This is a genomic window from Bradyrhizobium sp. AZCC 2289, assembly GCF_036924615.1.
In the GTDB taxonomy this organism is placed as follows: Bacteria; Pseudomonadota; Alphaproteobacteria; order Rhizobiales; family Xanthobacteraceae; genus Bradyrhizobium.
On the sequence record NZ_JAZHRY010000001.1, the window covers coordinates 5282897 to 5295671 of the forward strand.

The 12775-nt window shown below is 58.9% G+C and carries 9 protein-coding genes and 2 pseudogenes; 1 reads left to right on the forward strand and 10 read right to left on the reverse strand.

Going from position 1 to position 12775, the window contains the following annotated elements; all coding sequences use genetic code 11:
* Nucleotides 1–156: 156 nt before the first annotated feature.
* From V1289_RS25175 to V1289_RS25200, 6 genes are all read right to left on the reverse strand, one after another.
* Nucleotides 157–903: a C13 family peptidase gene (locus V1289_RS25175; RefSeq protein WP_334399744.1), complete on the reverse strand. Its 747-nt coding sequence runs from the start codon at nt 901–903 to the stop codon at nt 157–159.
* A 393-nt stretch (nt 904–1296) separates the two neighbouring features.
* Nucleotides 1297–2571, reverse strand: coding sequence for a DNA topoisomerase (locus V1289_RS25180; RefSeq protein ID WP_334399746.1), 1275 nt, complete (start codon nt 2569–2571; stop codon nt 1297–1299).
* Nucleotides 2555–3494 (reverse strand): IS630 family transposase gene (locus tag V1289_RS25185; protein WP_334397836.1). Its coding sequence is split into 2 segments (ribosomal slippage): nt 2555–3154 and nt 3156–3494, totalling 939 coding nucleotides; the frame shifts between segments, so codons are not numbered across the junction. The genes V1289_RS25180 and V1289_RS25185 overlap by 17 nt, the downstream gene beginning before the upstream one ends.
* Nucleotides 3495–3515: 21 nt before the next feature.
* On the reverse strand, nt 3516–4787 hold the full coding sequence (locus V1289_RS25190; RefSeq protein ID WP_334399748.1) for a DNA topoisomerase: 1272 nt from the start codon (nt 4785–4787) through the stop codon (nt 3516–3518).
* A 196-nt stretch (nt 4788–4983) separates the two neighbouring features.
* Nucleotides 4984–5427, reverse strand: coding sequence for a GrlR family regulatory protein (locus tag V1289_RS25195; RefSeq protein ID WP_334399750.1), 444 nt, complete (start codon nt 5425–5427; stop codon nt 4984–4986).
* A gap of 1019 nt (nt 5428–6446) precedes the next feature.
* Entirely contained in the window at nt 6447–6626 is a 180-nt protein-coding gene (locus V1289_RS25200) for a hypothetical protein (RefSeq protein ID WP_309178478.1), read from the reverse strand.
* A 124-nt stretch (nt 6627–6750) separates the two neighbouring features.
* Between V1289_RS25200 and V1289_RS25205 the strand changes: the two are divergent.
* Nucleotides 6751–7819 (forward strand): annotated as a pseudogene (locus V1289_RS25205) (IS256 family transposase); the annotation flags it as partial.
* Here V1289_RS25205 and V1289_RS25210 read toward each other — a convergent pair.
* From V1289_RS25210 to V1289_RS25225, 4 genes and pseudogenes are all read right to left on the reverse strand, one after another.
* Nucleotides 7777–8130: pseudogene (locus V1289_RS25210) on the reverse strand (IS5/IS1182 family transposase); the annotation flags it as partial. The pseudogenes V1289_RS25205 and V1289_RS25210 sit on opposite strands and share 43 nt — an antisense overlap.
* Before the next feature lie 83 nt (nt 8131–8213).
* Nucleotides 8214–11045, reverse strand: a complete 2832-nt coding sequence (locus tag V1289_RS25215) for a putative bifunctional diguanylate cyclase/phosphodiesterase (RefSeq protein WP_334399753.1) — start codon at nt 11043–11045, stop codon at nt 8214–8216.
* Entirely contained in the window at nt 11045–11938 is an 894-nt protein-coding gene (locus V1289_RS25220) for a transporter substrate-binding domain-containing protein (RefSeq protein ID WP_334399755.1), read from the reverse strand. The genes V1289_RS25215 and V1289_RS25220 overlap by 1 nt, the downstream gene beginning before the upstream one ends.
* Nucleotides 11939–12062: 124 nt before the next feature.
* A complete protein-coding gene (locus V1289_RS25225; protein ID WP_334399757.1) occupies nt 12063–12773 on the reverse strand; it encodes a TVP38/TMEM64 family protein in 711 nt (236 codons plus the stop codon).
* Between the last annotated feature and the right edge of the window lie 2 nt (nt 12774–12775).

Genomic DNA, 12775 nt, shown 5'->3' on the forward strand with positions numbered 1-12775 from the left:
GGGGAGGGCAGCTCTTGGCGCGAAGCGGACATTCGACGAAACACCGACGTCAGCTAAGTGCCCCATTAGCAGAAATGCGGCGCGATTCCGTCACCAGATCAATACGGGCGAGGTTTTCGGCACACCTAGGCGTCGGCGGCGAAGGCGGCCGGTCGTTCAAGGTCGCGCAATCAGCAACGGCTGCACGTTTGCGCCGCCGGCCATTTGGGGACTCGACCGCTCGAAGTGCTCTCGCAGCTCTCGCTTCTGGACGAGCGCGCGCGCAACAACAAAGGCGTCCTTCAGGCCTTTAGCTCCCCGGAGTGCGACGTTGAAAAAGGCATCGCCGAAATAGGTCCACTTGGCCTTGTCCCGGCAGCCGAACGATGGATGGTCGGCATCGGCCGCAGTGATGACCAGCATATCGGGGTTCGCGAGACGAGGGATGAAGACTCCTGAATAGCAGGCCGAGATGACCACCACCTTGTGTCGCACGCCCGTCCGCGCCAGCATGTCCGCGAGATTAGACGGCGTGAGCGTTTGCGTGCGCCGCCCTGCTTTGACTGCAAGGCCGGCGGTGGAGCCGTGCGAGGTGAGTATCAAAAACAGAACATCGTTCTCGGCGTCCATCCCCTTGGCTGCCACTTGCAATGACATGGCCAGTGCTTCGATCGTTGCACCTCCGCCCCTCTTCGAATTGTACTGCACGTTGATCGGGCCGTTGCCGAAGCGGCTCGCTACGACCTGAGCTGCGCCGGTCGCCTCACTTTTAAACACGCCTTGATCACCGAAGAGGCCGAAGGACACTACGCTCACCTTGCGAGCATCCTCAACGGCGTGCGCCGGCGGAACCGACGGCACGACGGTCAAAACAAAAGCCGTGAGCGGCGCGCCGAGCCGGCTGATCCAAGACTTGGACATCATGGCGAGCCTCGTTTCGTGATCGCCACCATAGCAGAGCAGCGTAAACGGAATTGCGGAATTACGGTCAGTCTCCATTCTCGGGACGGCACTTCTCACGCCCCAAGCAGACCTTCTTGTATCTTTTCACGGCGAGCCACTCCAGGGCCGGCAGGGAGGCCTCTGGTTGTTTCGGTGTGGGTCGACGTGGTCCTCCACGCCGCTTCGAATCGGATCCAGCAGCGGCGCTTCTGAATGGCGCGCCAATTTAAATCAGGTATTTCTGACATTTTTGGCTGCGCGAGCGTGTCTCTATTTGTGGGGGGCACGTCGGGACGCAAAGTGTTCCTGTGCTGCCGATGCAAACTGGGGGCGATAGAAAACCCCTTTTGGGGTCACTATCAAAAGCAGCCGGCGCTACAGCCACCCGCGCTCGCCAAATGCAGAGAGATCAACTCCAGGCGGAGCGTACCATCCCGTCGAGCCATAACGGGCGCCCAGCTTCATAGCGACCTCTTTGTTGCCATAAGGAATTCGCAGTGGTGTACCTGTTCCGAGATTTGGCAGAGCAGGAGTCGCTTCGACGGCATCAGCCTTGCATTTCCGAGATCTCTTCGTCGGCGACGTCGATTGAGGTGAAATTGATCTCGCCGGCTTGTAGGCGGTCTTGCGACCGCTCTTGCGGCGCTTCGTGCCCTTGTTCGAGTCAATCCACGCGGCCATTGCAGCCGAGTTGGCCTTGGCCTCGTCGGGAATGACGACGCCTTTGCCGAGCGCGATCTTCGTAGCGTACAACAACTGTGCCGGGCTTGCCGGTTTAGGGTCGAGCCTCCCAGCCGCTTGACCGTCGGCTTTCTTGGGCGCGTGATCGCTGAGAAATTTTCGGCAGATCGAAATCGACGTCTTGTAGCCAGGCGGCGGTTTGATGCCCTTCCGGCTAAGGCTGTCGGCAAAGCGCTTCATCGCAGGCGTCGGCGGATACGCCGCCGCGCCGTTGCCGACTACGTCGCCACGCAACGGAGTTCCTCCGGCAGTGGCACTCTCCTTCAGTCTGCCGATGATGCGTTCGGCGACATCGCACACGGCGTCAATAGCACCGACCATCTCCTGTTTGCCGACGACGACATCGTCGAGCAGGCATTCGAGTTGCGCCGTCACACCCGGATCGACCAGTGCCGGATCAGCTTGTTTGAGAATACGGAACAGCGACAGGCCGGTTTCGGTTGGCACAATATTCTTTCCCTGGGCAATAAGAAAACCCTGCTTCTTCAGCCCGCCGATGATTTCGGCTCGGGTTGCCGGGGTGCCAATACCCTTGGCTTCCTTCAGGCGGTCTCGCAGAATCGCATCTTCAACAAAGCGCCAGGCATTTTGCATCGCCTCGATCAAAGTGCCTTCGTTATAGCGCGGGGGCGGTCGGGTCTCCTTGTCCTCAATTTTGGGATCCTGCAGTTGCGCGGTCTCGCCGTTGTGCAACAGCGGCAGTAATTGCGCCTCGTCGCCCTTCTCATCGGCGGGTTGCCACTCCGGGAATGCTGCTCGCCAGCCGAGATCGATAGGCTGGCGTCCGGCGGAGCGGAATTCGAAGCCGCGCACGTCAAGCGTTGCGGTCGTCTGCCGGTAGCGGAAGTCAGGCATCAGCGCGGCTAGAGCGCTTTCCACTTGATATGGGTCACTACGCGTATCCGGCATGTCGAAAGTAGTTCGCGCACTGCTCGGGTGCAAATGTCTTGATGAGCCTGCCGATCAGCTTCATCAGCGTTGTCACGGTGCGAGCGGCCCCCTTGCGCAGCGCTGTCTTTAGCTTCGAGAATGCCATTTCGATCGGATTGAGGTCGGGCGAGTAGGCCGGCAAATAGCGCACCTTGGCGCCGACCGCTTCGACCGCCTGGCGAACGCCGTCGATCTTGTGGGTGCGCAGGTTATCCATGAATACGATATCGCCTTTGCGCAGCGTCGGCGCGAGGATCTGCTCAACATAAGCGAGGAACGATGGCCCATCCATCGCGCCGTCAATGACATAAGGCGCCGTCAGGCCATTGATGCGCAGCGCGGCAACGAGCGTCAGCGTCTTCCAGTGGCCGTGCGGCACGCTCGCAACGAGACGCTCGCCACGCGGTGAGCGGCCGCGATGCCGGACCATCTTGGTCGTAACCGCCGTCTCGTCGATGAAGACGAGGCGCGGCGCATCAAGCTTGGATTGCTCGACCCTCAGCGCGGCACGCGCTGCAGCGACATCAGGACGATCCTGTTCGGCGGCGTGCAGAGTTTTTTTTGAACGTGATGTCGTGGCGTTCGTAGAAGCGCCAGACCGAGGTCGTACCGGTTTTCAGCCGCTTCTCGGACTTGAGCCGCGCGCGAATCTCTTCGAGCGTCAAGTCCGGCTCCGCTGCGACCAGATCAAGCAGCCATTGGCGATGCGCCTCGAGCGGCGAGCGGCTGTGGCCCGTGCCGGGCAATGCCGCTACACTGCCCGTTGTCGCCCAGCGCTCGATCCAGCGGATTGCGGTCGAGGCGCCGAGACCGAGCACCCGCGCCGCTTCCCGTCTGCTCTCGCCGTCTTCGACAAGCGCGACCGCCCGCGCCCTGAGGTCTTTCGAGTATCCCTTCGCCATCGCGCGACCTCGCCGTTGCTGTCAAAGCAACTCGAATCTGATTTGCGCGCCTCTGGGAACCCCCTTACTGTTCCGATTCACATCAACCGAAAACCGCTCTAGATAGGCCCGCGCGATGACGTCGAACAGTTTCTTCTCGTCGGACGACAGACGAGGCCAAATCTCCGGCAATTTGTCGATCGTGTTGACGTTGGGAATGACGGCGTGATGGCTCGCGCCCTCCAGCCCCTTGTCGTAGAACGTGCCGCTCGCGCCCCTGCGGATGACCGGCGGGTCGGGCGGGGGTATTGCGCTGAATGATTGGCGGGCCCGCAGTCCGGCCAACATCCGTGGTACGTCCGAGATAAGGCTCTGCGGCAGGTAGCGCACCTCGGCGCGAGGGTAGGTGATTATCTTCTTACCCGGGCCATCATAGAGCTCCTGCGAAACATTGAGCGTTTTGCTGGCCAGCCAGCCGAACCGTGAGCTGCATAGTTTCTGAAGCGACGGCAAATCGTGCAGCTTGGGCGGTCCTTGACGCTTTTCTTCGACGCGCACGGCGAGCGCGCCCTCGAAGCCTTCGGCTGCTTTGAGGACCTCCTCGGCAATCTCGCGCCGAACGATCCGGTCCTGCGGCGCGTGCCGCATCTGGAATCGCCCTCCGTCAACTTTCGCGGTGGCGACAACTTCAAAATAGGCCAGTGGAACGAAATCGCGGATTTCCAACTCACGCTTGCAAACGATTGCCAACGTCGGCGTCTTCACGCGACCAACACCTATGACCCTCCGCGCACCTTTTCCCAAGAGGACGGTCGCGGTGCGGGTAAGTGATAGATTGTAGATCTGGTCGGCCTGCCGCCGCGCGACGGCGGCTGCGTAAAGACGAGCGTACTCGGCATTTGGCTTTGCTCGGCCGAATGCATCGCGAATGGTCTGCGGGTCCTGCGCAGTAAACAGCACCCGCATGACCACGCCGCGGTACTTGTAATGCTCGAGAATTTCCTGACCGATGAGCTGACCTTCGCGATCGCAATCGGTGGCGAGCCAAACTCGTTTGGCGCTGCGGAGTGCCTCGCGAAGGGCTTTGAGCTTGGCGGCTTTGTTCCCTCCCGTTGCGGGGCAAGTGTCGTAGAGACCTTCGGGACGCAAAAGTATCGGCGACCACCGCTTCCAGGCCGGCACAACATCCTCTGGCTCAAGCAGGTCGAATAAATGGCCCTCAGCCGGGAGAATCTCTCCGTAGCGAGGACCAACAGCGGCGCGGACGTCTTTTGCCTGACTGGTCTTCTCAGTGATGACGATCTGTTCAGGCACGTCGGGCTCGTTTGGGAGAATAAATTCGACAGTATGAGAACATATAGCGAACATCGAAAGTGCGCAAGCTGCGTTTGATTTGAAGTGTGTACCTGCCTCGGTCACCGACGCACCGCGTTTGAGCGAGCATTCGTGATCGACCGCTCATGGGCGCAAAGCGGCCGTTCAAAGACCGACGTGCCAGAGCAATTCAGGATCAGCGCTTAAATGGTATGGGCGCAAAAGGATTCCGCGTACGGGATCGACTATCGAAGCCCACAGGCAGTTTGTCGGCGCTGAAATTCGGCGCTGCGCGCTTCGTGTCTGACGCAGGTGGCTGATCTTGGCTAAGGAAAAGCGTAGCCTCGAAGACAACACCCGGTGCCTGTTCGGCCGCTCCCGAGCATGAAGCCATCATGCCTTTGAAGGTGCCCGTGAGCTTTACCTCGACCTCGTCGATGCCGAACACGGTGGACGGGCCTGCGGCGTACCTTTTGGTCGTCAGCGTTGCGGTGAATCGATTGTCATGAATTTCGTAGGAGCCGCCGTAGGTGAAGATGCTATCGCCACCCGATATTTTGCCATTTGCAAGATGGACGATGCCGGTGCCTTCTCCACGCGAAGTCCTAAACCATGCAGCATATTTGCCATCTTTTAGCATAGAAAAGTACTCGCACAGAGAGCGCTAACATTTGGTGCTTACCTGCGAGCGATACAATTAATTGCTTAGGACGCGTCTCCGATAGTTAACGATTCACAAAAAGGGCAGCAAGAAACTGCGATCGTACGGCTCAATGAAGGAGTTGAAGGCAAAATCGGGAACGGGCTGATCGTCATCACTGTGAATAAGCGTCCAAGAGTGACCCCTTCGCCGCTAGGCAGATCAATAGCTTCAGCTCGCCGATCGGCGTCGGGACCCCAGGCCGATTAACACTCAGGGCCAACGGTGATGGCATCCTCAAGATCGGCCGAAAACTTGGCATTGGTACGAGCATCGTGCAGCGGGTTTTCAAGCAACAGGAAGGCCGTTCATGACGATCAGTAAAACGCACACAATACGATCATGTCCTCGAGGCCATAGAACCAGTGCCGGGCTCCGGGCTGAGGGTCATGCGGTGCAAGGTTTGCGGCGGCGTGCCGGCCACCACTTTCGGAGCTCGAGCCTCTGGTATTGAGATCGCTAGAACCCTCACGCGCCATTGCTGCGGACGAATGCTAACGGACGATGAGACGTCCGAGATTGAGGAAGGTCTCGATTTCCGTGATGGCCAGTGGGTCACACCCAAATAGGCATCTGCGCGCCGAAGCACCCGAAAGGGGACGGATTTTTAACGCAATCCGACTGCCGCACTGCATCCAACTCGGTGACTAGCGGGTAGAGCTAGGCTCGGGAAGCAGCCGTGAGGGCTTTGCCACTTTACTCTTTTTGACCAGTTGGGATCGCGCCTGGGGCGGGCGGGGTGGTTTCGGTCGTTGGCGCGGCGCCTCTAAGTTCCGCCGCGTTCGCGCAGTCGCCGGCCCAAAGCTTGGTCCCTTTAACCGTCCCGACGAACTTGCAGCCCATTGGCTCTTTCGGCTTCACTTGGGCCGGCGGCTTGTTGCCGGGTTTGGACGGTGGAGTTTGAGCGAATGCGGTCGCCGCAAAACAGACCGTGAAGAGAACCAGGAACGCCCGCATAGCTACTTTCCTCTCGCCTTTTGCCCGCGCGGAACAATATCTTTCAGCGTGTCTATGCGGGTCTGAAAGCTTCCGATCTGCTGAAAAGCCTTGTGTCGCTCCTCGCCCGGCGGAAGTTCACGAGCAAGCGCCAACAGCTTTGCTGCGATTTCTTCTAACTCCCGCAGCCGCTCCGCATTCATTTGACCTTCGCCTTCAGCCCGCTGGGTGCCGTCGCGGAGTTGGTAGGAATTGAGGTTGGCGTAGTCTCCGGGGTGATCAACCTCGAATCATCCGGCGTTGAAGCGTCGGACTGGAGACTACGCCATGAACAAGCTTACCACGAAGCCCGTTTCCTTGCAGCCTGCGACTGAGCTGGCTGTTGATCTTTTCGACAACTGGTTTGACCCGATCGAGAGCGAGGTGCGGGTTCGGTCTCGGCAGTTCATCGAAGAGCTGATCCGCGACGCGCTTGATGCCGCCCTGGCGCGGCCGCGTTACGAACGAAGCAAGATAGCCGGCAATCAAGCAAGAGCCGGCGTTACGGGCCACCGTCACGGCAGCCGGACGCGGTCGCTGACGGGCACGTTCGGGCCGATCGAGATCGCGGTGCTGCGCGCCCGGCTGACCACGCCCGAGGGCAGGACGACGGAATGGAAGAGCCAGGCGCTGCGGGCCTATCAGCGGCGCACGCTTGCCGCCGATACGCTGATCGCGAGCAGCTATCTCGCCGGCACCAATACCAGGCGGGTGCGCCGCGCGTTGGCGGCCCTGTTCGGCGCGACGGTCGGCAAAGACACGGTGAGCCGGACGTGGCGCAAGGTCAAAAGCGACTGGGATGCCTGGAACAGCCGCTCGCTGGCTGGAGAGCCGATCGTGCGCCTGATCCTCGACGGCACCGTCGTTCGGGTGCGGCTCGACCGCAAGGCGACCTCGATCTCGCTGCTCGTTGTCCTCGGCGTGCGTGCAGATGGCCAAAAAGTGCTGCTCGCGATTAGGAGCATGGGCGGTAAAAGCGCCGAGGCTTGGCGTACGGTGCTCGGCGATCTCGTCAAACGCGGGCTGCCGCGTCCCGAGTTCCTCATCGTCGATGGCGCGCCGGGGCTCGACAAGGCCATTGCCTCGGTCTGGGACGGCCTGCCGGTGCAGCGCTGCACGGTCCACAAGCATAGAAATCGTCTCGCCCATGCTCCCCAGGCGCCTGCACGACGAGATCACCACGGACTACAATGACATGATCTATGCGACGACCCCCGAGGAAATCGCGGCTCGCCGCAAGGCCTTCATTCGAAAGTGGCGGCTGAAGCATCGTGCCGTTGCCGACACCCTGGAGGAAGCAGGCGACCGTTTGTTCACCTTGGCGCCGCGCTGCCCGCGTTCCTGCTCGCGCACCCGCCGGCTAAGGCTGAGCAGGTGAGCGAAGCTGCCCTCGAGCCCATGGTCGCCGTCGATCTTGCGGGCAATGTCGCGGCCCAGATAGGTCTTGAGCGTGCGCAGAGCCCGGTTGGCGCGCTTGAACTGCTTGGCATGGGCGTAACGCTGATGCTGGATCAGCGCGGACTTGCCGACCCGCGTGTAGGACTGCCGGAGCTCCACGCCCAGCTTTTTGGCCAGCGTCACCAGCTTCTCACGGGCCCGGTTCAACAGCTTGGCGTCGGTCGGGAAGGCAACGCTCTTCGGCTGCACCGTGGTGTCGACAATGACGCGCGAGACACACACTTTAATTTTGTGGCGCCCGATTTAAGTGGAAGATCTCGCCCGGCTAGAGACTCCAAGCTAGGGGAGCTCTTCTAAAGACGCTTCATGCGCACATCCCGATCGACAAAAAGGCGTTCCTGCCTCGAACTGCGACGCGGCGAGAAAGCTCGGGCGAACCTCTCGAAATCTTCCGGCGGCAGGGGGCGACCGAACAAATAGCCTTGGTAATTGAGCTGTCCTTGGCTCGCCAGGAAGGCATATTGCTCATCCGTTTCGACACCTTCGGCGATGACGGAAAGGCCCAGGCTCTTGCTAAGCGCGATGATCAGTTGGGCTATGGCGGCGTCGTTGGGATCGACAAGAATATCCTTGACGAAACTACGATCAATCTTGAGCTGATCGAGCGGCAGCCGCTTCAGGTATGAAAGGGATGAATAGCCGGTTCCGAAATCGTCGAGGCTGAAGCCGATCCCGATCGCCTTCAATTTATCCATCTTGGCGATCACGTCGTCGACATTACTGACCAATGTGGTTTCCGTGAGTTCGATTTTGAGGCGATGGGGATCGGCGCCGGTTTGCTCGATGATCGCGCGGACCTGTTCGACAAAATTCTTCTGACGCATCTGCAGGGCGCTGACATTGATCGCGACAGTCAGATGCTCGGTTGCTGGATCGGCAGACCAGCGGGCCAATTGACGGCAGGCGATTTTCAGCATCGAGGCGCCGAGCGGGAGAATTAGACCTGCGCTTTCCGCGACCGGAATAAATTCGCTCGGAGAAACCAAGCCTCTCTCCGCATGCGGCCAGCGCGCCAGCGCCTCCGCCCCCAGCAACCTTCCTTCATGATCGACCTGCGGCTGATAATGCAGCAGGAGTCTTTCCTTTTTGAGATCTTCTCGCAGATCGGCCTCGAGGGAAGCGCGCGCTGAAATCATAGTCTGCATGACAGGGTCGAAGAACCGGAGGCCGTTTCGGCCCGCGGTTTTTGCGTCATACATCGCCAGATCTGCCCGCTTTAGCAATTCATCGACGTTGCGGTCCTCGGGCGAAAACAAAGTCACGCCGACGCTGGGTGTACAGGGATATTCATACGGATCGAGCTGAAAAGTCTCAACGAAGGCAGAGAGAATTTTTTCTCCAATCGCCTCGGCTTGCAACGCAGCGGCTTTTGCCTTCTGCGTACCGAGATTGGCGAGAAGAACGACAAATTCATCGCCGCCGAAGCGGGCAACCGTGTCGTCCGCCCGAACACAATGGGAGATGCGCTGAGCCACCTTTTTCAGCAACTGATCGCCCACGTCGTGCCCAAGCGAGTCGTTCAGCGTCTTGAAATTGTCGAGATCGATGAAGAGCAGAGCGCCGAAGGATTTGTTGCGAGTATTGGCGTTGAGCGCCTGACGCACGCGGTCGATCAGCAGGACGCGGTTGGGCAGACCTGTGAGCTGGTCGAAAAAGGCTAGTTCCTGGATCTTTTCCTCGGCGTGCTTGAGTTTGGAAATATCATAGTAAGAGCCGATGTAATTGGTAACTTCGCCCGCCTCGTTTTTTACGGCGGATATGGTGAGCCAGCGCGCGCAATGTTCTCCGCTCTTGGTCCTGAGGCTCATGTCGCCTTGCCAGCCGCCGGTACTTTTAACAGAATTCCACATTCTCTGGTAGAACTCGGCATCGCGGCGATGCGCCCGGAACAGGCGCGCCGTTTGTCCAACCAATTCTTCCATCGTATAGCCGGTCAAGCTGACGAAGGCGCGGTTGGCACTCAGGATCACCCCTTTGGTATCGGTGACGATCATGCCTTCCTGAGCATTAAACGCGGCGGCGGCTATGCGCAGTTCAGCATTCGTCTTGTCCAGCGCTTCGCTCTGCCGCTGCAGATCGGTTTCAATAGCTTCGCGACGCTCGATCTCTTGCGAGAGTGCGAGGTTATGTTCGGCCAGCTCGGCTCTATGGCTATTGGATTCGATGAACTTGATTTGCAGCCGCGCCGCATTCTGACGCATTCGCTCGAAGCCGATGGCCAATCCGAACAGTATGATGGCGAAAAGGCCAATATAAAACACGGAGACGGGCGAAAGCGTATTGCCGTAAAGCTCATCCTCGCTCGCCAGCCGCAGGACGGAAAGCCGTGTGCCTCCAATCGGCGAGCGCAGAGCGAGATATCCCTTCAGTTCGGGAGCCTCGAGATTTGACAGGGCCTGGATACGGCCGGATTGAAGGGCAGCCAGCGCGCGGCCGTGGGCGACAATGGGTGAGCGCTCTTGTTCGACCGGCAGCAGCACGTCGCCGTCGTCTCCCAGCAGGAATTCCTTCGGCTGTCCGAGGTCGTTGGTAGACACCAGCGATGCAAGCAGATTAAGGCTGCTCACGGTCTCCACCGCTCCCCTCATCGTGCCCTTCTGCAGCACCGGCGCGCTCGCCACAATCAGGCGGCGCTTCTCATCGATCTGAATGCTCGGCTCGGCCGGGTTACCCGTCGGTGAAAGTGTTGGCGCGCTGGAGGTGCCGACATCAACTTGAGCTATGCCGTTGCGGTCGAAAAAAGCCAACCGCAGATAGGCGAGTTGCCCCTGATATTTCTCCTCGTCCAGGGTCGCCTGAAAGCGGCGCTCGATTGCGGCCAGATTGGCGAAGAGCCCATATCTGACGGACATTCCGAGATCGAGATTGCTGAAATAATTGGCGATGTCCTCGCTGCCGGCAAGCCGCACGGCGTCTTGCCGGCGCTCGCCTAAAAAGTCACTGATCTCGGCGGCGCGTGCTTCACCGATTGAAACCAGACGCGCATCGGCGTTTTGCCGCAATTCCATCTGCGACGAATAAAGATTGCCGACGAGGAAGAACATCGACAGCAGAAAGGCCCCTGCTGCGATCGAGAGCCAATGCGGAGCTAGAGATCGACTAAATCTGATCAGCGAAGACTGCATCAATCTGTCTTCGCGAAAAATTCCGGGAAAAATCGGCGGATGCCGGGATAGTATTTGTCTACGAGTCGGTCATAGACACCAGAGGCCTTGATGTCGCTCAGATAGGCGTTGAACTCGTCGCGCAGGGCCGGCGCGTCCTTGGGAAAGGCGGTTGCCAACATCTGCCGGCCGGAAATCGGCCCCAGAATCTTGATCCTGCCGGCCCATTTGCGCAAATCGAGAATGGCGTCCGGCACGTCAAGCAGCGTGAGTTCGGCTTCCTTGTTGAGCATGGCCGGAACCATCTCATTTAGGTTGGCGCTCTTGTTGTAGGACTTCAAGTCAAGACCGACATTGACCAGGCCGTAATTGGTCGGATCGAGACAGGTGCGCTCCATGACGAGCACGCTCCTTGATCCGATGGCCTTCCGGGTATTGGCGATATCCGCCGCGAGATCGACGCCGTCCTCAATCGGCTGGAGTTCGGACTCGGCCGGTGCCACCAGCAGAACCTGGGACGGAAGAACCGGATCTGAATACAGAAGGATCGCCTCCCGCCACGGCAGCATGGTGAATCCGGTCGATATCACATCACCCTTGACTGGATAGTCGCCTGTCAGCGTGACCTCGCCGTTTTTGCGCACTACATCCTTGCCGAGCAGGTCACGGATCACCGAATAAAAATCGGAGTAGACAAGCTTGTAGGACACGCCAATTCGTTTGGCGAAACCCTGCATCAGTTCGACGTCTAAACCGTCGCCCGCGCCGGTGACGAAATTGGCGTAGCGGATGCCGATATGGCGGATTTCGCCGCGCTGCTTGATCTCTGCAAGATCAGCTGCCCAGCTTGAGGTCACGAACAGAAAGGCCATGGCGCCGCTGAGCGACCCAAGGACGATACGTTTCGAGAGCATGGAGGCGCGCCCTGCTTTTATGTCGGTAGCGCCTGCAACCTACAAGTCTGAACTTAAGAAAGGATAGCGGAATACAATAAAGTGGAATCCAATTTTCGGAAAATCCCTGTTTAAGGGTAAAAGATTACATACCAGATGCTGAGTGTAGCGAAAGTGTACTTGATCCGGATGAACCTTTCAGCAGCTTGAGCTCGTTCAACACCGATCTCCAGGGGCCCATCGCGCTCAGCAGCGAGCTTAAGGTTAATATTATCAAGTATCCTGAAAATTGCCGCCAATGCGGAGTTTCACCCGACAAGAAGTGGTGCCCTTGCTGTCCTATTTGTGCATAAAACAGGACGAGTGGCGCACTGCCCAACACACTGGTCGTCAAATACTGAAGGGGGGAGACATCGAAGATTGCGGCAAAGAAATTCACCAGTGGCGCGGGCACGAGCGGCGAGAGGCGCAATCCGAGCAAGGTCAGCCAAATCTTCACGGCGGATTGTTCATTTAATTGAGCACTGGGACGTTGAATGTGCTTTCGATAAAATAGAAACGCGCTCAAACCGCCAAAGGCGCTGCCGAGCAGCACAGCGGCGCCTCCTTCAAACCCATCCATGTAAAAACCCGCCGCCATGCAAATCATTGGCATGGAGGGAAAGGCCAGAAACGCAAGGACGGCGGATGTGACCAAAAACATCAGCGCGGTGACGAGTAGGTTTGCGTGGGCCATTGCTTCAAAGCCCGGAAACAGCTGCCAAACAACTTCTCTCGAGATAGGCGATGCAAAATACGCCAACGACAGAAGCAGGACGGCCGACATATAGAAAATCAATGGTTTATAACTACGCATCA

Excerpts from the sequence above, each read along its gene's own strand:
- V1289_RS25175 (WP_334399744.1), bottom strand. The coding sequence starts at position 903 with ATGATGTCCAAGTCTTGGATCAGCCGGCTCGGCGCGCCGCTCACGGCT.
- V1289_RS25220 (WP_334399755.1), bottom strand. The coding sequence starts at position 11,938 with ATGCTCTCGAAACGTATCGTCCTTGGGTCGCTCAGCGGCGCCATGGCC.
- V1289_RS25215 (WP_334399753.1), bottom strand. The coding sequence starts at position 11,045 with ATGCAGTCTTCGCTGATCAGATTTAGTCGATCTCTAGCTCCGCATTGG.
- V1289_RS25195 (WP_334399750.1), bottom strand. The coding sequence starts at position 5,427 with ATGCTAAAAGATGGCAAATATGCTGCATGGTTTAGGACTTCGCGTGGA.
- V1289_RS25180 (WP_334399746.1), bottom strand. The coding sequence starts at position 2,571 with ATGCCGGATACGCGTAGTGACCCATATCAAGTGGAAAGCGCTCTAGCC.
- V1289_RS25225 (WP_334399757.1), bottom strand. The coding sequence starts at position 12,773 with ATGCGTAGTTATAAACCATTGATTTTCTATATGTCGGCCGTCCTGCTT.
- V1289_RS25200 (WP_309178478.1), bottom strand. The coding sequence starts at position 6,626 with ATGAATGCGGAGCGGCTGCGGGAGTTAGAAGAAATCGCAGCAAAGCTG.